Origin of the sequence: Pseudoduganella sp. R-31 (assembly GCF_049913235.1) — a bacterium.
GTDB lineage: Bacteria > Pseudomonadota > Gammaproteobacteria > Burkholderiales > Burkholderiaceae_D > Rugamonas.
The window spans coordinates 2,948,664-2,966,603 of sequence record NZ_CP183986.1 but is presented as its reverse complement, the minus strand read 5'-3'; the positions used below and the strand labels follow the sequence as shown (position 1 = coordinate 2,966,603).

Here is a 17,940-nt window from a genome sequence, read left to right as displayed (position 1 = left end):
TGCCCTCCACTCAGATCTTGGTGGTGCGGTAGTACTTCTGGATATGTTCTGTGAGGCGGTAGCCGGAACCCGGCGGTGGTTCCGGTTCCGCAGGCGGCGTCGTGTCAGGCGGACTGCTGGCAATTTTTGCCGCGATGCCGGCGGCGGCCACGGCCCCCATGCCAGCGAAAAAGGATCGTCTTCCAGGCTTGGATTGCGTTGACATCATGGTCTCCCATAACCAACAACAGTTTCTCTTTTAACACTAGCACAAATGTTTTAACAATGCACTAATGCCTAGTCCATATCGAACGCCTGGCTTTCCACCTCGACGAAGCTGCGTGCCAGCCCTGCGACTGCACGATAGTAAGCCGCCCCGGGATGCGCATCGATAGCGTCAAAAAGCTGGTGCGCCCACGGCCGGATGTGAGCGCTAAAAAATTCCTTCTGTGTTGCAATGCTGCCATGCAGCAGGCGCATTGCATCGCATAGGGCAGCGAAATGATCCTCGCTTTCGGACAGGTGCTCGGAGCGCTCCAGGCCCAGGCGCGCCAGGTCTTCACGCAGCGCGGCCAATGGCTTCTCCATCAGGAAACCGGACAGGTAGTAGGACCCGTACAGCATGATCTCGGGCTTGCCGACGCCGATGAACAACGTTTCATACTCTTCGCGCGCGCGCTCGGCATCGGTCTTGCTGCTGGCCGTTTGCAGGCCGCGCCAGGCGTCGGCCAGCACCCCGTCGCCTTCGATGGCTGCGCCTTCGATCAAGTCCAGCACCGCCTGGGATGGCGGGCCGTAGAACAGCATGGACAACACACCGTACAGTTCGGAACGCGCATATTCTTCGTCTTCGGTCATTGGCGTTTCACCTCAAAGATGGAAACTTCTTTCTCCGGCTGCATCATGTCGATAACGCGGCAGTCGGGGCACATGCGCAGGCGGTCGAGATTGCCGCTGAAGGCTCCGTGGCCCGCGAGCTTACTGACCATATTCTCCACCATTTGCAAGGTACCGAACGGCTTTTGACACTTGATGCAGTGGTAGGGTTGAGCCTCGTTGATAACGCGCGCCTGCTTCGCTGCTGCGCCCAGCGCGAGGCGCGGCTGCAGGCTTAACGCCCGCTCCGGGCAGGTCCGCACACACAAGCCGCATTGCACGCAGTTCGACTCGGTGAAACGCAATTGCGGCAATGTTGGATTATCGGATAGCGCAGACTCCGGGCAGGCGCCAACACAAGCCATGCAGAGCGTGCATTTGCCTGTGTCGATGTCGATCGCCCCGAACGGTGCGCCTCGTGGGAGGGCTATGCAGTCTTGCGGAGTTGGGGCATGCCTTGCCAGGTGCGTGATCGCGAAGTCCAGAGTCTCGCGCTTGGACGCCGCAACGTGGAAAGTGGCTGCCGGCAGCATCGCCCCCCGCCCCGCCACGCCGCCAGCGCTGGCGGCGAAACGTTGCAGTTCGCAGTCAAGTTCAGCGGCGTCGCGTGCGCGCAGCAGGTGGAGCTGGATGTCGCTGTAGCCCAGGCCATCGAGGATCGCCTGAGCAAACGTCATTTGTTCCGCGATCGCATCCAGGTATTGCGGCGCCTCGCAGCCAGTGGCCAACACGGCCACCCCAACCGCGCCATACGCAACCCCGGCAAGCCACAAATCCATCCCGACCGAAGCCACGTGATGGACAGGCAAAGGCAGCACGCGCGCCGGCACGCCGCGCGCAGCGCCAGCAGCCGCAAGCTGCCCCAGTTCATGTACGAGCGCACCGCCCTCCTCGTCGCCATGCACGAGCAGCACGGGCCGCGCGCCGCCGGCGCGCGCATAAGTAGCCAGCATCGCCCGAATCTGTTCGCCAAAGTCAGGAGCGCGCGGCCAGGCGTACGTCAGGGCGCCGGAAGGGCACACGGTCGTGCAAGCCCCGCAGCCCGCACATAACTGCGGCGACACCTTGATATGATCGCCTGCGCTCGATATCGCCTCCGCCGAGCAGATATCGATACAGGCATTGCATCCCGGTTGCCTGCTGCGGCTATGCGCACAAATATTCTCCTTATACTGGAAGAAACGCGGCTTGCTGAACGTGCCGACCAGCTCCAGCATCTGCATAGCTGCCAGGGCCGTTGCCGCTTCGTCGGCACCGGGTGCGAAATAACCCTGCGGCAGCTGGTGCATGCGCAGCAGCGGCGCATCTCCCAAATCGAACACCAGGTCGAACTCACCGCCGCGATCCCTGTCGGCGCGATCGAAGTCGATAGCGGCAACCGCACCGCACGCTGCGACGCACTCGCGATGCGAACGGCAAGCGTCCAGGTCAACCTGGTATGCCATGCTGATGGCGCCTTCCGGGCACGCTTTGACGCAGGCATTGCAGCGCGTGCACAACTCCAGGTCGATCGGGTTGGATTGTTGCCAGCTGGCCTTGAATGCGCCAAGCCAGCCTTGCACGCGGGGCGCGCTGCCACTGAAGGTGGGCCAGGAGTGGCCTGCGATTGCCGCATCGTCGCCATCGGTGAGCAGTACGCTCACCTGAAGCTGGCGCTCCAGCTTGCGCGCCCATGCCAGCACACGGCGCGCCGGACCAAGCAGCAGGACGCGGCCTTCGGACTGGTATTCGACCTCGGGCACCGGTTCGGGGTCCGGCAGGCGGGCAGCAGCCAGCAAGGCCGCCATCTTGGGCGTGGTGTGGCGCGCCTCGTCGCTCCAGCCGCCGGTCTCGCGCAGGTTTACGAAACGCAGCGGCGCCACGCTGGACTTCATTTCGGCCAGCTCGCGGAACAGCGGCTCCTCCTGCGTGCAGCCGATGACGATGCGCTCGCCGCCCTCCAGCGTTTGCAAGTAGTCGTTGACTTCGCGGCGGCAAAGCTGGCTGGCCATCGGCAGTGGCGCTTCGCCCAAAGCACTGCCGATGGCAGCACCGTCCAGCGGCATGGTGTTGTTGCAGTTACAGATCCTCGTCTTTTGGCTCATCGTCTTCTTCCGCCGCGAATTCGCGCGCAATCAGGTTCTTGGCGTGGTTGAGGGCTGCCACCATCAAGGGCGTCAGTGGTTCGAACTTGTTGTAGTCGTCAACGTAGGTGTCCAGGCCGTCCATCACATTGAAACGAGGGTCGGCGAAGAGTTTTTTCAGCGCTGCCCGGCGCACCGTTTCGTCGACGCCGCGCGCGATAAATGGCGTGAAGTCGGACTCCGGGGTCAGGCTCTCCACCTGCTCAAGCGTTGGAGCCGGTACCGGTGCGGCGGGCGCCTCGGCGGGCTGCTCCTCGGCGCCTGACACGATGGCGGCCGCTTCGCGCACCGTTTGCTCCTGGGCTTCGGTCTTGACGCGCGACCAGCGTGCGAAGAAGGTTTCAGCGGCCACGGCGTCCCTCCCCCTCCTCGCGCGCCATTTGCTGAACGGCGGCGCCGCCTTCGAACGACGGCCTGCGCCGCTTGCCTTTCGGCTCCGGCCGGTAATACTCCGCCACGAACGCGCCAAGCCGTTCCACCATCGAAGGCGGCAAAGGCAGCGTATCGACCTGCTCGCCCCCATCCATCAGGCGCGCAGCCTCGTTATACGACAAGGTCACGCACTGGGGCACGCCGACCTCGCCTTCCAGCCGCCACATGATGAACCAGCACGGCGAGCCGGAATCCAGGTTAAGGAAGTAGCCTTCCGCCTCGTCGGAATACAGGCGCATCGACATGCCCGGATAAAGCCACAGCGTCTCGGAAGGATCGTCGCGCAGGCAGCGCGCAGCACCACCGGGCAAGGGAGACAACACCACCTCAGCGGGCAGCCACTGGAATGGCTGCCAAGTGCTCTTCAATGGTTTGCGCTGCATAACGACAGCGAGACTGAGTTCGTCTGTTTCCACTGGCATTGTCCTTGCTTAGGAATTACAGCCATACTGCACCAAATCTAGTAACATGCGCAACATTCTTAAAACTAAGTACAGGAGAACTTATGCAACGTAACACAGCCAAGCAGTTCATTTTTGCCCTGTTTGCCTTCTTGCTTGCCTTCAGCGTTCACGCGGAGAAGCTGCCGAACGTCACGATTCTTGCCACCGGCGGCACCATTGCCGGCTCGGGCGCCACTTCCACCACAACGGTCGGCTACACTGCCGCGACTGTCGGCGTCCAACAATTGATAAACGCGGTACCGGAACTGTCCAAGATTGCAAACGTGACCGGCGAACAAGTGTTCCAGATTGCTTCCGAAAGCATGACCAACGAGCACTGGCTCACCCTGGGCAAGCGCGTCAACACGCTGCTGGCGCAACCGAACGTGGATGGCATCGTCATCACCCACGGCACCGATACCATGGAAGAGACCGCCTACTTCCTGAACCTGGTGGTCAAGTCGCGCAAGCCGGTTGTGCTGGTTGGCGCCATGCGCCCGGGTACCGCGCTGTCGGCAGACGGCCCGATCAATCTGTACAACGCGGTATTGATTGCCGGTAGCCAGGATGCAATTGGCAAAGGCGTCATGGTGGCCCTGGGCGATCAAATCCATGCCGCGCGCGAAGTAACGAAAACCAATACCTCCACCCCGGACTCTTTCAAGACCCCGGAATTGGGCATGCTCGGTTATGTGCAAGGTCCAAAGGCATTCTTCTATCGCACCTCGACTCGCAAAAATACCGTCGACACCGAATTTGATATTTCGAACCTGAGCGTCCTGCCGCAAGTCGATATCGTGTACGGCTATGCGAATATGAATGCGGTTGCGCTGAACGCCTTTATCGCCGCAGGGGCCAAAGGCATTGTCCACGCAGGCGTTGGCGATGGCAGCCTGGCCGCCAAAGTAAAACCGGAACTGATTGCAGCGCGCAAGAACGGCACTGTTATTGTTCGCGCCAGCCGCGTTGGCAATGGCATCCTGGCTCGTAATGGCGAAGCAAATGACGACGAACTGGACTTCGTGGTTTCCGATACCCTGAGCCCGCAAAAGGCCCGCATCCTGCTGATGCTGGGTATGACCAAAACCAGCAATACCAAAGAACTGCAGCGCATGTTCTACACGTATTAATCGATAGCCCGCCGAGTGCGGGCTTTTTTACGCCCGCCGCGCGCCAGCAATTGGCGCGTTCGCACCAACTTCGAGTCTAACGATCCAGTGCCCGCCCAGCGGCGGCAAGCACCTGTTCAGTGAGCATCTCCAGCTTCGGCGACTGAATGCGCCATGAATGCCAATACAGCTGGATGTCGAGACATTTGCCTGGAACCAAATCCACCAGCTCTCCCGATTCCAGAAGATCTTTATATTGCTGGCGCGGCAGCATGCCATAGCCCATTCCCAGCCGGATGGATTCAACGAAAGGGTCGCTGGAAGGAACGTAATGGACCGGGTATGCCCCAAGCGGCAGCCCTAGTTCACGCTCGATGAATATCGCCTGCAGCGAATCTTTACGATCGAAAAACATGACCGGCGCTTTACGCGCTGCTTCTCGGGTAAACCCCTCCGGAAACCAGCGCTTCACGAATTCCGGTTGCGCCAATAATCGATAACGCATGAAACCCAGGTGCTGCGAGCGGCAACCACGCATTGGTTGGGGCTCGCTGGAAACCCCTGCCAGCACCAAGCCCTTTTCAAAAAGCGAATAAGTGTGATCCTGATCGTCCAGGATTATCTCCAGCAGGATGTTTTCGCGATTCAGGAAAGCGCTCAATTCCGGCAGGAACCAGGTGCCGAGCGTGTCATTATTCACCGCAACCGGAATGCGCGGCGGCATGGCCTCATCGGCTTTTAATTCGGCCAGGAATTCCTGCTCCATCAAACGGCTGCGGCGCAGGTATTGCACCAGGCGCTGCCCGGCGCTGGTCAGGCGGATCGGGCGGCTGCGGATCAGCAGTGGAGCGCCAACTGCCGACTCCAGCCCGCTGACCCGCTGCGACACCGCCGACGGCGTCAAATGCAGGGCCGCGGCAGCTTGCTCGAAGCTGCCGGAATCGATCACAGCCAGCAAAGCTTCGCCCTGTCGCGCGTCCGGAATCATTGCACCACTCCTTTAGCAAAATTAATGAACACTGAAACATCTTAATTCAGCTTCATTTGCGTGGCTAGCGGCGGCAAAATTCCGGCTCCACAACAGGAGTTAAAAATGCAGAGTTATGTGAACGGTTTGGGGCTCGGAGCGAGCCTGATCATGGCAATTGGCGCCCAGAATGCCCACGTGCTGCGCATGGGCATCAAGCGCCAGCACGTGGCGTTGACGGTGGCAGCTTGCATCGTGATTGACGTGATACTGATCGCGCTGGGTGTCGCTGGCGCCGGGGCAATGATCCAGGATTCTCCATTCTTGCTGGCGGCCGCGCGCTGGGGCGGCGCAGCCTTCCTGCTGTGGTATGGCCTGCGCAGCTGGCGTTCGATGTTGACGCCGAAATCGCTGGCTGTCGACGCCAGCGCGCCGGCACCGGGCGCCCGGCAGGCGCTGGCCAGCGTCGTCGCGCTTTCGCTGCTGAACCCGCACGTCTATCTCGATACGGTCGTGCTGCTGGGGTCCGTCGGCGGCAGCTATCCGGACGGCCAGCGCGTGGGCTTTTCGGCCGGCGCCATGACAGCTTCCCTGCTGTGGTTCACGGCACTGGGCTGGGGCGCCACGCGCCTGGCCGGTGTGTTCGGCCGCCCGCTGGCCTGGAAGTGCATTGAAGGACTGACAGGTGCGGTCATGCTCACCATCGCCGCGGGGCTCGTCATGCGTTAATATTTTGCATGCTCATTCTCTACGCCGGAACGATTGTCCTCAGCGCTTTCCTGCTGTTCCAGGTGCAGCCCATTATCGGCAAAATGGTCCTGCCATGGTTCGGAGGATCCGCGGCTGCGTGGACGATTTGCATGCTGTTCTTCCAGTTCACGCTGCTGCTGGGCTACCTTTACTCGCACCTCACCAGCCGCTACCTGCCGCCGCACCGGCAAGCCTGGTTGCATGCAGGCTTGCTGCTGGCCGCAGCGCTCACGCTTCCCATCATGCCGAGCGATAGCTGGAAGCCGTCGACCGGCAGCGACCCGGCTTTCCTGCTGCTTGGCCTGCTGGCAGCAACAATCGGCCTGCCATATTTCCTGCTTTCGACCACGGGACCATTGGTCCAGCACTGGTTCGCCCAGGAACGCCCGGGCAGCGTGCCTTACCGGCTGTTTGCACTATCGAACTTCGCTTCGCTGCTTGGCTTGCTGAGCTACCCGTTGCTGTTCGAGCCACGCTTTACCGTCAAGGAAATGTCCATTTTCTGGTCGGCGGGCTTTGGCTTGTTTGCCCTGTTTTGCGCCGCCCTCGCCTTGAGTGGGCGCGGCCGCAGCGCAGTGCCCCATACCCTGCGCGAAGATGGGATAGCGGGCAAGCCGACCTTGCGCGACAGCCTGTTGTGGTGTGGCCTGGCCGCCGTGCCTACGGTGGTCCTGATGGCAGCCACCAGCCACCTGACTGCCAATATCGCTCCGGTGCCGATGCTTTGGGTACTGCCGCTGGTGATCTATCTCCTGACGTTCATCCTCTGCTTTGAAAGCGCGCGCTGGTACAGGCGCTGGCTGTTCCTGCCCTTGATGGCACTACTGACACCACTGCTAATTGCCTGCACCACGTTCCCCAGCCTGATGCCACGCGGGATTGTGTGGCCTACCCTGCTCTTCAGCACCAGCATTTTCACCTTCTGCATGGCATGCCACGGCGAGCTGGCGCGCCTCAAGCCGCAACCCGCGCAGCTAACCGGCTACTACCTGGTGATCGCAACTGGCGGTGCAATCGGCGGCATCTTCACCGGCCTGCTCGCGCCGCGCATGTTCAACGACGACTACGAACTGACCCTTTCCTGCATTGCCGCCGTTTGCATCGTCGGAGCCGCATGCCACCACCGCCCCGCTGAGCCGATGAAGCGCGGCGCGCGCGTCAAGGCGGCAGTGTTTTTCACCACCCTGGTCGGCGTCTTGTGGGGCGCCAACGCGATCTGGCCGGCGATACCGACCATCAAGGCCCGCAATTTCTATGGGACGGTCAAGATCAAGGATACGGAACCCGGTCCAAGCCAGGTCCGCCAGCTCACCCACGGCACCATCGTGCATGGACGCCAGTTTCTCGAAGCGCAGAAACGGCGCTGGCCAACAAGCTATTACGGCAACAACAGCGGCGCCGGCATTGCCATCGCAGCCAGCCGCGATGGCGCCGCCCAACACGTGGGCGTGATCGGCCTTGGAGCCGGCACCATGGCCGCCTATTGCCGGCCTGGCGATGTGTACCGCTTCTACGAAATCAATCCGTTGGTGCTCGACTTCGCCGAAAGCTATTTCAGCTTCCTGCGCGACTGCCCCGCCAGGAAAGACATCGCCCTCGGCGATGCGCGCCTGGTACTGGGCGCCGAAGCGCCGCAGCAGTTCGATGTGCTGGCAGTAGATGCTTTTTCGGGCGACTCGGTACCGGTACACCTGTTGACCACGGAAGCCTTCAATATCTACTTCCGCCACCTGAAGCGGGACGGAGTGCTGGCCATTCATATCTCTAACCGCTACCTGGACATGGCGCCCGTTGTGAGGCGTGCCGCGGATACCTTCCACCGCACGGCCTTCCTGTCACAGAACAAATCCGATTCCGTGCGCGGCACGACCGCCGCCACCTGGGTGCTGATAGGCCAGCGCGAGAAGCTGTTGCAATACGCCGGCCTGCACGAACTGCCGCCCGCCCCGGATGTGCGGCCATGGACGGACGATTACAGCAGCCTGCTTGAAATCATGAAATAATCGTCAGGCAAATACTGACCGAAAGGAACACGCAATGAAGATTGATATTGGCTTGTCCGACGACAGCCGCGCACGCATTGCCGATGGCCTGTCCCGCCTCTTGGCCGACAGCTACTCGCTCTACCTGATGACCCACAACTTCCACTGGAACGTCAAGGGCCCGATGTTCAATTCCCTGCACCAGATGTTCATGACGCAGTACACCGAACAGTGGACCGCGCTGGACCTGATCGCAGAACGCATCCGCGCGCTGGGCTATCCAGCGCCGGGCACCTATGCCGAATTCGGCAAGCTAAGCACCGTCAAGGAAGTGGCCGGCGTGCCGAAGGCGATGGACATGGTGCGCCACCTGGTCACCGCCCAGGAAGCAACCGCCCGCACAGCCCGTTCGCTGCTGCCAGTGGTCGACGAAGCCAACGACCAGCCGACCGCCGACCTGCTGACCCAGCGCCTGGACGTGCATGAAAAAACTGCGTGGATGCTGCGCAGCCTGCTGGAAGAATGAGCCTCAGGCCATCCTGTCCGAAGTAATGATGTGCTCACCCGGTTGCGGGTGCATTGCCGCGTCGAACATGGCGCGGGCAATATTCCCGGCCGGGTTGATGCGCCATGCGCGCGGCAGCACCGGCCCAAGCGCCGACAGGATCGGCACCAGGATTTTTTCGCCGAGGCGGAATTCTTCCCTCATGCCACCAATCAAACCGGGCCGCGCAATCACCAGCGTTTCAAAGCCAAGCGAGCGCACGCCATGCTCTGCCTCGCCCTTTACGCGGTTATAGAAAACGCTCGATCCCGCGTCCGCACCCAGTGCTGAATTCAGCACAAACGTTGGCGTGCCATGCTGGCGCGCCAATCGCGCCACCGCCATCGGATAATTGTAGTCCACCTGGCGGAAGGCATCCTGCGAGCCCGCGACCTTGATGGTCGTGCCCAGGGTGCAGATCACGGCATCGGCCTGCCACCAGGGCTCCAGCGCCGGAAGCCGGTCGAAGTCCACGATCGGCGCCACCAGTTTGGCATGCGGCTCCAGCCTGCGGCGCGTAGGCGCGACAACCTGGCCAACCTCCGGCGAGCCGAGCGCCAGCTTCAACACTTCACGGCCGACAAGGCCGGTTGATCCCACCAGGAGCAGTTTTTTCATGCAGGGATCTTATCAGTCCGCATTCCGGATTGCATTAGCCCGCCGCCGCAGTTCCCTCTCCGTGGCAAACGGACGATCCTCTTCCAAGCACGGCTCGTCCTTCAGTTCATCGCGAAATGTCCAATGCAGATGGCTCGCTCGCACTACCAGCCCACGCAAGCGCTTGACTTCCCACAGCACGGCGAGCATGTCTTCATTCTGGTTTCGAAGCCAGATTTCGCGAAGTTGCGCGGCTGTCAGCGGCTTTCGTGTAACTGTATGCATATACAGTAGTTTAGCAAGCCCGTTCCGGTTAGCATAGGCCGATGTGCACTAATTACCGCCCGACTTCACGCGACCTCCTGCAGGAGATGATGGATCTCGACCTCTCCACGCTCGCCGGCATGGAATGGCCCGATGAAACCTGGAAGGACTACGACGCCCCCATCATCCGTCTTGGCCTCGACGGCCAGCCGGAATGCCTGGTCGCGTCTTTCGGCTTTGTGCCGCGTCGGCATGCTCCGGCCGCAATGCCATCGCTGATCACCATGAACGCCCGCAGCGAAACCATCGGCCAACTGCGCTCCTACAGCAAGTACTGGCGTGCAAGCCAGCTTTGCCTGGTTCCAATGACCGGTTTTTACGAGCCAAATTACGAGTCCGGCAAGGCGGTGCGTTGGCAGATCAGCATGGCGGACCAGAGGCCCTTTGCCGTTGCCGGCATGTGGCGCAGCTGGGAAGAAGCCGACGGGAGCATTAGCCACGCATTCACGCAACTGACCATCAATGCCGATGAGCACCCTTTACTGAACCGCTTCCACAAGCCGGATGACGAAAAGCGCACCCTGGTGGTGGTGCCACCGGAAGCCTACCGCGACTGGCTCTCCTGCCGCGATCCTGAAGTTGCCCGCGCCTTCCTCAGCCCCTACCCGCACGAACTAATGCAGGCATGGGAAGATCCGCGCCCGGCTGCCAAGAAAAAGCCAACATTAGAGAAACAGCAATCTTTGTTGGATTTTTAATGTCGAGAAACTTTACAGTCGGCATTCTTTCTGAATGCCTGACCCACGCCATTTCTCTACAAATCAATGATTTACAAATGCATGGCCTAAAAATTGCTTATGATTATTAAAAATTTCCAAAAGCAAATTTCAGATGCCATCCATGAAACCAAAGTTCCTCGCTCTCGCAGCCATTCTCACGGTCCCGGCTTTCGCTAACGCCACCCCACTCACCCTTTTCGCTGGCAACAACGTCACCCTGGAACAAGGCAGCAAAGTGACTGGCGATGTGGGCGCCAAAGGCAACGTCACCGTAAAGTATGGCTCCCAGGTAACCGGCAACGTTGCAGCTGGCAGGAACATCACCCTTGAGCAGAACTCGCAAATCAAAGGCAATGCCACCGCCGGCAACCAGGTGGAAGTGAAATATCAAGCCAATGTGACTGGCAACGTGTCCGGCAAGATGAATTCGCCAACGCTGAATACCTTGCCGCCTGCAACCGATTTCAAGTCGGGCGGAAACGCATACGGCCTCAAATCCGGCGCAACGGCCGTGTTGGCGGGCGGCCAGTACGGCAACGTCAACCTTGAGTACGACTCCACCCTGAAGCTGACTGCAGGCACGTATTACTTTGATTCCTTGACTGTCGGTGCCGAGAGCGCGTTCATCTTCGACTTGTCCGGTGGCGCCATCAAGCTGTTCATCAAAAACCACGTGAACATCGGCTCGAATTTCGACTTCGAAATGCTGAACGGTACCGCCAACGACATCTACACTGAAACGACTGGCAACTGGACGCAGGGCGCCTGGGGTGAATGGTTCGGCACCCTGTTCGCTTCCGGCGCCAACAGCAATATGCACTTCAACCAGGGCAACAAGCTGGGCGGCATCTTCATGGCAGGCAAGAACATTCAGCTGGACCTGGATACCATCGTGACCGCCATGCCGGAGGAAAACTCGAAAGTGCCGGTTCCAGGCTCACTGCCCTTGCTGGCAATTGGCCTGGCTTCACTGGCGCTCCTGCGCCGCCGTAACGTCGGCTGAGTTCCCCATTCAATTCGCTTCCGATCAGCCCACTGGGTTCGCCAAGGACCAAGCGGAGCTCGGCACAATTCGGCTAATCCTGCAGGTAGCGCTTGAACATCGCATCCACCAGCGACGTACTGTAGCGATAGCCAGCTGAAATCGGCTGGGCTGCTGCAGGCGGGACTATGCACTCCGGCTGCCTTGGTGGCGGTGTTGCCTTGGCCAGCATGGGTTGGAAAACAATAACGGCGCCGGCACAGGCGGCGAAAAAGCGCAACTTGTTCAAATTCTGGCCAATGATCTATCGATCGGGCGAGGATACCAAAATTCCAAGTTGGAAACGAAGCTGAGATTGGCCTGCCCTGCAGGAATCGAACCTGCGACCCTCGGCTTAGAAGGCCGATGCTCTATCCAACTGAGCTAAGGGCAGAGTCGCGGGCGAAGCAAAAAAAGCCATGCCGCAAATGAAAAGCGGGTTGTCCGAAGACAACCCGCTCGAGAATTTCCTGGTCGGAGTACAAGGATTCGAACCTTGGACCCCCTGCTCCCAAAGCAGGTGCGCTACCGGGCTGCGCTACACTCCGATAAACGAATAATACCCCGGCGAGGCATCATCCGTCAATGTCGCGGCGGCAACTTTATGCCGCCAGGGCCGTTTCAACCTTGTCCGCGATGCGGCGCGCCATGCTCTGGGCCTTGTCGGCGTCGCGTGCTTCAACCATCACACGGATCAGCGGCTCGGTACCGGAAGCACGGATCAGCACGCGGCCGGTGTCGCCCAGCTCGGCTTCCACCTTCTCTTTTTCCGCGACCATGGCTGCGTTCTTCTGCCAGTCGAAACCGGCCGGCACGCGCACGTTGATCAGGGTTTGCGGGAACAGCGTGACTTCGCCGGCGATTTCGGCCAGGGTCTTGCCATTGCGCTTCAGCGCGGACAGCACTTGCAGCGCGGAGATGATGCCGTCGCCGGTGCTGTGCTTGTCCAGCGCCAGCAGGTGGCCACTGCCCTCGCCGCCCAGGATCCAGCCCTTTTCCTGCATCACTTCCAGCACGTAGCGGTCGCCAACCTTGGCGCGCGCGAAGCCGATGCCCTTCTGTTTCAGCGCCACCTCGACGGCCATATTGGTCATCAAGGTGCCAACGGCACCAGCTACGCCGCCATTGGCCACGCGATCCATCACCATGACATACAGCAGCTCATCGCCGTTGTACAGGCGGCCGCTTGCGTCGCACATGATCAGGCGGTCAGCATCGCCGTCCAGCGCGATGCCGAGGTCGGCTTTGTGCTCGAGCACGGCGGCAGCCATGGCTTTCGGGGCCGTGGCGCCGACACCGTCGTTGATGTTCAGGCCGTCAGGCTTGTTGCCGATGGCGACAACTTCCGCACCCAGTTCGTGGAATACGTGCGGGGCGATGTTGTAGGCGGCGCCGTGGGCGCAGTCGACCACGACCTTCAGGCCGCGCAGGTCCAGCTCGTACGGGAAGGTACTCTTGCAGAATTCGATGTAGCGGCCCTGAGCGTCATCCAGGCGGCGGGCGCGGCCCAGCTTTTCCGGCGACACGCATTCCATCGGCTGCTCCAGCATCGCTTCGATGTCGAGCTCGACTGCGTCGGGCAGCTTGGTGCCCTGGTCGGAGAAGAATTTGATGCCGTTGTCCTGGAACGGGTTGTGCGACGCAGAGATCACCACGCCGGCTTGCAGACGCAGCGCGCGCGTCAGGTAGGCAATTGCCGGGGTCGGCATTGGACCGGCCAGCTTGACGTCCACGCCCGCAGCCGAAAAGCCTGCTTCCAGCGCAGCTTCCAGCATGTAGCCGGAAATACGGGTGTCCTTGCCGATCAGGACGGCTGGGCGCGCCGTGCCAGTCGCGGCAGTCTTGGCCAGCACCTTGCCTGCGGCATAGCCCAGGCGCATGACGAAATCGGGGGTTATCGGCGCCTGGCCGACGAGGCCGCGTACGCCATCAGTACCGAAATATTTGCGTGCCATATTGTCTTCTCTTCCTTTTCTTAATGCGCCGCCTGCCACACACGAAGTGCGTCGACGGTCTCAGCTACATCATGCACCCTGACGATCTGGGCGCCATGCGCGACCGCTGCCAACGCGCCGCCGATACTGCCGGCCAGGCGCTGCTCGACCGGCTTGCCCGTGATCGCCCCGATCATCGATTTGCGCGACAGGCCGGCCAGCAGCGGTACGCCGAGCTCGGCAACCATCTGTTTGCCGGCCTTCAGCAGTGCGTAATTATGTTCTACCGTTTTGCCAAACCCAAAGCCCGGGTCGATCCACAGGCGCTCCCTGTCGATGCCTGCCCCGGTCAGGGCAGTAATGCGCTCAGCCAGGAAATCTGTGACTTCACGCACAACATCATTGTACTCGGGGTTGGATTGCATTGTTGTCGGATTACCAATCATGTGCATTATGCACAACGCACAATCGCTATCCTTGACGGCTTCGATTGCGCCTAGGGAGCGGAAACCGTTTATATCGTTGATCATGTCGACCCCTGCCAGTACTGCTTCACACATGACTTCCGGTTTATAGGTGTCGACACTGATCGCCTTGCCGCAATCGCGCAGCGCAAAAATCAGGGGCATGACACGGCGCAGTTCTTCATCCAGGGGAACGGCTGGTGCGCCGGGGCGGCTGCTTTCGCCACCGATGTCGATGATGTCGACGCCATCGCGGATCATTTGCTCGGCGTGGGTGATCGCATAGTCCAGGCTGGCGAATTGGCCGCCGTCGCTGAAGGAGTCGGGAGTAGCGTTGAGGATGCCCATTACCAGCGCGCGGCTGGTCGGGAAGTTGAATCGGCCGAACTTGTGTTGAGGCATAGTGGCGGAAAAAGGGGACGTAACACATTTAAATGTGTTACGTCCCCTTTTTTGAAAAGCGATTAAGCTGGGGCGGTGGCGTTCGGGTTCGGGTTGGAACCCGAGCCGCCGTCAGCGCCTGGCTGTTTGCGGATGGTGGTGCCAGCCTTCGGCGGGCGCGGCTCCTGGCCAGCCATGATGTCGTTCACCTGGTCCGCATCAATGGTTTCCCATTCCAGCAGGGCCTTGGTCATCACTTCGACCTTTTCCCGGTTCTCTTCCAGCAGCTTGCGCGCCAGGGCGTATTGCGTGTCGAGGATGGTGCGGATTTCCGCATCCACTTTCTGCTGGGTCGCTTCCGAGATGGTCTTGTTGGCGCCGCCCAGCCAGCCGTCGTTCTGGCTGTCTTCATATACCATCACACCCAGCGCATCGGACATGCCGTACTTGGTGACCATGGCACGGGCCAGCTTGGTGGCGCGGGCGAAGTCGTTGGAGGCGCCGGTCGACATCTGGCCGACGAAGATCTCTTCCGCGATACGGCCGCCGAACAGGATGGAAATCTCTTCCAGCATCTTGTCCTTGTAGCCCGAAATATTGTCGTGCTCAGGCAGCTGCCAGGTCAGGCCCAGGGCCCAGCCGCGCGGCATGATGGTTACTTTGTGGACCGGGTCAGCCTTCGGCAGCAGCTTGGCCACCACGGCGTGGCCGGACTCGTGGTAAGCGGTGTTGCGGCGCTCTTCTTCGCGGATTACCATGGACTTGCGTTCCGGGCCCATGAAGATCTTGTCCTTCGCATCTTCAAAGTCGATCATGTCGACCAGGCGCTTGTTGCGGCGCGCGGCAAACAGTGCGGCTTCGTTAACCAGGTTGGCCAGGTCGGCGCCGGAGAAGCCCGGGGTGCCGCGTGCCAGGATGTCGGCTTTCACGTCGGTGCTGATCGGCACCTTGCGCATGTGGACGTTCAGGATCTGTTCGCGGCCGCGGATATCCGGCAGGCCAACGGAAACCTGACGATCGAAACGGCCTGGACGCAGCAGCGCCTTGTCCAGCACGTCGGCACGGTTGGTTGCGGCAATCACGATCACGCCGGACGATGCTTCAAAGCCGTCCATCTCAACCAGCAACTGGTTCAGGGTCTGTTCGCGCTCGTCGTTGCCGCCGCCCATGCCGGCGCCACGATGGCGGCCCACAGCGTCGATCTCGTCGATGAAGATGATGCAAGGCGAATGCTTCTTGGCGTTCTCGAACATGTCGCGGACACGGGATGCACCCACGCCGACGAACATTTCAACGAAGTCCGAACCGGAAATCGAGAAGAACGGCACCTTGGCTTCGCCAGCAATGGCGCGCGCCAGCAGGGTCTTACCAGTACCTGGAGGACCAACCATCAGCACGCCGCGTGGAATGCGGCCGCCCAGTTTCTGGAACTTGGTCGGATCTTTCAGGAAGTCGACGATCTCAGTCACTTCCTCTTTGGCTTCATCGCAACCTGCCACGTCGGCGAAGGTCACGGTGTTATTCGTTTCGTCCAGCATGCGCGCCTTCGACTTGCCGAAGGAGAACGCGCCGCCCTTGCCGCCGCCCTGCATCTGGCGCATGAAGAATACCCACACGCCGATCAGCAGCAGCATCGGGAACCAGGACACGAAGACCTGTTGCAGGATGCCTGGCTCTTCCGGCGGCTTCACGTCGAAGCGCACGCCATTGTCGCGCAGGTCGCCGATCAGGCCGCGGTCGAGGAAGGTGGAGGTGGTGCGGACTTTGGAATCGTCAACACGGGTGGCAGTAATGGTCTGCCCTTCAATCAGGACATCTTTCACGCGCTTCGCTTTGACCTCATCCAGCAGATCGGAATAAGCGATAGGCTTTGCGCCGCCGGCGATGCTGTGGCTGTCAAATTGCTTAAACAGCATAAATAACAGCAAGGCTACAACGACCCAGATAGCCGATTTGGAAAACATGTTATTCACGAAAACTCCTTGGATGCGAAAGCGCACCAGTTACCTGTAGCAGAAATTCGATTTTACTCGTTAAACCCGGGCCGTGCTACAAACCGGCCCTATGGTGCACACTCCTGCGCCGGATATGTGGGTTTTTCCAGCTAAATCAAGAGCGAAAATGGCATTATTCCACCGGATTTTTCAGCCCGCGGCCCAGCAAGAAGATTTCCGACGATTTATCGCGGCTGGCTTTCGGCTTTTTCTGCACCACGGTCTTGAATTCGCGCCGGAATTTCTCGACGATCTGGCTGAATCCCAGGTCCTTGAAGCATTTCACCAATAAAGCGCCACCCGGTTTCATATGATGCTGGCTGAAATCGATGGCGATATCGATAAGGTCTTCCATACGGGCAGCATCGGCTACCGCAATACCGGATAAATTGGGCGCCATATCGGATAGCACAAGGTCCGCCTTGCGGCCTTGCAGCACTTCGGCCAGCTGGTCGAGGATTGCCTGCTCGCGGAAGTCGCCCTGGATGAAGTGCATGTCGGCAATCGGCTCCATCGGCAGGATATCCAGGCCGATCATGGTGCCATTGATGCCCCCGCCCTCCTTGCCCGCCAGCTTGCGGCGGGTGTACTGGCCCCAGGAGCCGGGCGTGCAGCCCAGGTCCACGATCACCTGGCCGGGCTTGATCAACTTGGCATCTTCGTCGATCTCTTTCAGCTTATAGGCTGCCCGGGCACGGTATCCGTCCTTCTGGGCGGCCTTCACGTACGGATCGTTAATATGGTCGTGCAACCAGTTTTTGTTTATTTTGTTCTTAGCCATTAGCGTAGAATACTGCCTTTAAGAGAACCTATCCAAAAAAAACTATGCTGAACCTTACTCCTGCCGAACGCAGCGTCCTGCGCGCCGAAGCCCATGGCCTGAAGCCTATCGTCCTCGTTGGCGAATCCGGCCTGACCCCTTCCGTGATGAAGGAGATCGAGCTGGGCCTGGATTCCCACGGCTTGATCAAGGTGCGCGTTTTCGGCGATGACCGCGAAGCCCGCATCGAAATGTACGAAACCATTTGCGAAAAGACCGGCGCCGCGCCGGTCCAGCATATCGGCAAGCTGCTCGTGCTGTACCGCCCGCGCGTGGAAGCCGAGAAGGCCTCGACCGGCAAGGCCGGCAAAGGCATGCGCATGGTAACGATCGTCAAGCCAAGCGCCTCCGGCACCAAGAAGCCATCCGTGAGCAAGGTCCTGCTGAAGGGGAACGAACGCGTTACCGCTGGCGGTACTATCAAGCGGGTCAAGAAGAAGGTTGGCACCAAGAAGTCGGCTGCCTAAAGCCGGTAGCCCGG

At 60.3% G+C, this 17,940-nt stretch carries 19 protein-coding genes and 2 tRNA genes; 7 read left to right on the top strand and 14 right to left on the bottom strand.

Annotated elements, in window-relative coordinates; translation table 11 throughout:
- Window positions 1-10: 10 nt before the first annotated feature.
- The 5 genes from ACN9MY_RS13635 to ACN9MY_RS13615 all read right to left on the bottom strand — a co-directional run bounded on the left by ACN9MY_RS13635 (window position 11) and on the right by ACN9MY_RS13615 (window position 3,793).
- Entirely contained in the window at window positions 11-208 is a 198-nt protein-coding gene (locus tag ACN9MY_RS13635) for a hypothetical protein (protein WP_426171382.1), read from the bottom strand.
- 68 nt (window positions 209-276) lie between these two features.
- The gene (locus ACN9MY_RS13630; protein ID WP_426171380.1) at window positions 277-837 is read right to left on the bottom strand and encodes a TorD/DmsD family molecular chaperone; all 561 of its coding nucleotides are present in this window, start codon (window positions 835-837) and stop codon (window positions 277-279) included.
- Window positions 834-2,939: a 4Fe-4S binding protein gene (locus ACN9MY_RS13625; RefSeq protein WP_426337468.1), complete on the bottom strand. Its 2,106-nt coding sequence runs from the start codon at window positions 2,937-2,939 to the stop codon at window positions 834-836. The genes ACN9MY_RS13630 and ACN9MY_RS13625 overlap by 4 nt, the downstream gene beginning before the upstream one ends.
- Window positions 2,914-3,330, bottom strand: coding sequence for a DUF3306 domain-containing protein (locus ACN9MY_RS13620; protein ID WP_426337467.1), 417 nt, complete (start codon window positions 3,328-3,330; stop codon window positions 2,914-2,916). The genes ACN9MY_RS13625 and ACN9MY_RS13620 overlap by 26 nt, the downstream gene beginning before the upstream one ends.
- On the bottom strand, window positions 3,320-3,793 hold the full coding sequence (locus tag ACN9MY_RS13615) for a DUF3305 domain-containing protein (protein ID WP_426323750.1): 474 nt from the start codon (window positions 3,791-3,793) through the stop codon (window positions 3,320-3,322). Before ACN9MY_RS13615 ends, ACN9MY_RS13620 begins: the two co-directional genes overlap by 11 nt.
- 122 nt (window positions 3,794-3,915) lie before the next feature.
- Here ACN9MY_RS13615 and ACN9MY_RS13610 point away from each other — a divergent pair, with 122 nt between their 5' ends.
- On the top strand, window positions 3,916-4,983 hold the full coding sequence (locus tag ACN9MY_RS13610; protein WP_426171372.1) for a type II asparaginase: 1,068 nt from the start codon (window positions 3,916-3,918) through the stop codon (window positions 4,981-4,983).
- A gap of 76 nt (window positions 4,984-5,059) precedes the next feature.
- Here the strand turns inward: ACN9MY_RS13610 and ACN9MY_RS13605 are convergent, their stop codons facing one another.
- On the bottom strand, window positions 5,060-5,950 hold the full coding sequence (locus ACN9MY_RS13605; RefSeq protein ID WP_426323001.1) for a LysR family transcriptional regulator ArgP: 891 nt from the start codon (window positions 5,948-5,950) through the stop codon (window positions 5,060-5,062).
- 105 nt (window positions 5,951-6,055) lie between these two features.
- Here ACN9MY_RS13605 and ACN9MY_RS13600 point away from each other — a divergent pair, with 105 nt between their 5' ends.
- From ACN9MY_RS13600 to ACN9MY_RS13590, 3 genes are read left to right on the top strand one after another with little or no spacing between them, the layout of a single operon-like run.
- Window positions 6,056-6,658: a LysE/ArgO family amino acid transporter gene (locus ACN9MY_RS13600; RefSeq protein ID WP_426322999.1), complete on the top strand. Its 603-nt coding sequence runs from the start codon at window positions 6,056-6,058 to the stop codon at window positions 6,656-6,658.
- Between the two features lie 8 nt (window positions 6,659-6,666).
- A complete protein-coding gene (locus ACN9MY_RS13595; RefSeq protein WP_426337466.1) occupies window positions 6,667-8,682 on the top strand; it encodes a spermidine synthase in 2,016 nt (671 codons plus the stop codon).
- A 34-nt stretch (window positions 8,683-8,716) separates the two neighbouring features.
- Window positions 8,717-9,187 carry a Dps family protein gene (locus ACN9MY_RS13590; RefSeq protein WP_130313738.1) on the top strand — a complete coding sequence of 157 codons (471 nt, stop codon included), beginning with the start codon at window positions 8,717-8,719 and terminating at the stop codon, window positions 9,185-9,187.
- 3 nt (window positions 9,188-9,190) lie between these two features.
- Here ACN9MY_RS13590 and ACN9MY_RS13585 read toward each other — a convergent pair whose 3' ends face one another.
- A complete protein-coding gene (locus ACN9MY_RS13585; RefSeq protein ID WP_426322993.1) occupies window positions 9,191-9,823 on the bottom strand; it encodes an NAD-dependent dehydratase in 633 nt (210 codons plus the stop codon).
- Between the two features lie 350 nt (window positions 9,824-10,173).
- Here ACN9MY_RS13585 and ACN9MY_RS13580 point away from each other — a divergent pair, with 350 nt between their 5' ends.
- Window positions 10,174-10,824, top strand: coding sequence for an SOS response-associated peptidase (locus ACN9MY_RS13580; RefSeq protein WP_426322991.1), 651 nt, complete (start codon window positions 10,174-10,176; stop codon window positions 10,822-10,824).
- Window positions 10,825-10,966: 142 nt separating this feature from the next.
- Window positions 10,967-11,848, top strand: a complete 882-nt coding sequence (locus ACN9MY_RS13575) for a DUF7305 domain-containing protein (RefSeq protein ID WP_426322989.1) — start codon at window positions 10,967-10,969, stop codon at window positions 11,846-11,848.
- Between the two features lie 73 nt (window positions 11,849-11,921).
- Here ACN9MY_RS13575 and ACN9MY_RS13570 read toward each other — a convergent pair whose 3' ends face one another.
- The 7 genes from ACN9MY_RS13570 to ACN9MY_RS13540 form a co-directional block, all read right to left on the bottom strand.
- On the bottom strand, window positions 11,922-12,116 hold the full coding sequence (locus ACN9MY_RS13570; RefSeq protein WP_426322987.1) for a hypothetical protein: 195 nt from the start codon (window positions 12,114-12,116) through the stop codon (window positions 11,922-11,924).
- A gap of 67 nt (window positions 12,117-12,183) precedes the next feature.
- A tRNA-Arg gene (locus ACN9MY_RS13565) sits at window positions 12,184-12,260 on the bottom strand.
- 77 nt (window positions 12,261-12,337) lie between these two features.
- Window positions 12,338-12,414, bottom strand: a tRNA-Pro gene (locus ACN9MY_RS13560).
- 54 nt (window positions 12,415-12,468) lie between these two features.
- Window positions 12,469-13,821, bottom strand: a complete 1,353-nt coding sequence (glmM, locus tag ACN9MY_RS13555; protein ID WP_426322985.1) for a phosphoglucosamine mutase — start codon at window positions 13,819-13,821, stop codon at window positions 12,469-12,471.
- A gap of 20 nt (window positions 13,822-13,841) precedes the next feature.
- Window positions 13,842-14,612 (bottom strand): dihydropteroate synthase, encoded by a 771-nt coding sequence (gene folP / locus ACN9MY_RS13550; protein ID WP_426322983.1) that lies wholly within the window; start codon window positions 14,610-14,612, stop codon window positions 13,842-13,844.
- Window positions 14,613-14,728: 116 nt separating this feature from the next.
- Window positions 14,729-16,618: an ATP-dependent zinc metalloprotease FtsH gene (gene ftsH, locus ACN9MY_RS13545; RefSeq protein ID WP_426171348.1), complete on the bottom strand. Its 1,890-nt coding sequence runs from the start codon at window positions 16,616-16,618 to the stop codon at window positions 14,729-14,731.
- Between the two features lie 154 nt (window positions 16,619-16,772).
- Window positions 16,773-17,420, bottom strand: coding sequence for an RlmE family RNA methyltransferase (locus ACN9MY_RS13540; protein ID WP_130313709.1), 648 nt, complete (start codon window positions 17,418-17,420; stop codon window positions 16,773-16,775).
- Between the two features lie 44 nt (window positions 17,421-17,464).
- Between ACN9MY_RS13540 and yhbY the strand changes: the two genes are divergently transcribed.
- Window positions 17,465-17,926 (top strand): ribosome assembly RNA-binding protein YhbY, encoded by a 462-nt coding sequence (gene yhbY / locus ACN9MY_RS13535; RefSeq protein WP_426171346.1) that lies wholly within the window; start codon window positions 17,465-17,467, stop codon window positions 17,924-17,926.
- Window positions 17,927-17,940 lie beyond the last annotated feature (14 nt).

What these genes read in the sequence shown, in the direction of transcription:
- ACN9MY_RS13630 (WP_426171380.1), bottom strand. Translation starts at nt 837, where the DNA reads ATGACCGAAGACGAAGAATATGCGCGTTCCGAACTGTACGGTGTGTTG.
- ACN9MY_RS13610 (WP_426171372.1), top strand. Translation starts at nt 3,916, where the DNA reads ATGCAACGTAACACAGCCAAGCAGTTCATTTTTGCCCTGTTTGCCTTC.
- ACN9MY_RS13615 (WP_426323750.1), bottom strand. Translation starts at nt 3,793, where the DNA reads ATGCAGCGCAAACCATTGAAGAGCACTTGGCAGCCATTCCAGTGGCTG.
- ACN9MY_RS13635 (WP_426171382.1), bottom strand. Translation starts at nt 208, where the DNA reads ATGATGTCAACGCAATCCAAGCCTGGAAGACGATCCTTTTTCGCTGGC.
- ACN9MY_RS13580 (WP_426322991.1), top strand. Translation starts at nt 10,174, where the DNA reads ATGATGGATCTCGACCTCTCCACGCTCGCCGGCATGGAATGGCCCGAT.
- ACN9MY_RS13595 (WP_426337466.1), top strand. Translation starts at nt 6,667, where the DNA reads ATGCTCATTCTCTACGCCGGAACGATTGTCCTCAGCGCTTTCCTGCTG.
- folP (WP_426322983.1), bottom strand. Translation starts at nt 14,612, where the DNA reads ATGGGCATCCTCAACGCTACTCCCGACTCCTTCAGCGACGGCGGCCAA.
- ACN9MY_RS13605 (WP_426323001.1), bottom strand. Translation starts at nt 5,950, where the DNA reads ATGATTCCGGACGCGCGACAGGGCGAAGCTTTGCTGGCTGTGATCGAT.
- glmM (WP_426322985.1), bottom strand. Translation starts at nt 13,821, where the DNA reads ATGGCACGCAAATATTTCGGTACTGATGGCGTACGCGGCCTCGTCGGC.
- ACN9MY_RS13540 (WP_130313709.1), bottom strand. Translation starts at nt 17,420, where the DNA reads ATGGCTAAGAACAAAATAAACAAAAACTGGTTGCACGACCATATTAAC.
- ACN9MY_RS13600 (WP_426322999.1), top strand. Translation starts at nt 6,056, where the DNA reads ATGCAGAGTTATGTGAACGGTTTGGGGCTCGGAGCGAGCCTGATCATG.
- ACN9MY_RS13585 (WP_426322993.1), bottom strand. Translation starts at nt 9,823, where the DNA reads ATGAAAAAACTGCTCCTGGTGGGATCAACCGGCCTTGTCGGCCGTGAA.
- yhbY (WP_426171346.1), top strand. Translation starts at nt 17,465, where the DNA reads ATGCTGAACCTTACTCCTGCCGAACGCAGCGTCCTGCGCGCCGAAGCC.
- ACN9MY_RS13590 (WP_130313738.1), top strand. Translation starts at nt 8,717, where the DNA reads ATGAAGATTGATATTGGCTTGTCCGACGACAGCCGCGCACGCATTGCC.
- ACN9MY_RS13575 (WP_426322989.1), top strand. Translation starts at nt 10,967, where the DNA reads ATGAAACCAAAGTTCCTCGCTCTCGCAGCCATTCTCACGGTCCCGGCT.
- ACN9MY_RS13625 (WP_426337468.1), bottom strand. Translation starts at nt 2,939, where the DNA reads ATGAGCCAAAAGACGAGGATCTGTAACTGCAACAACACCATGCCGCTG.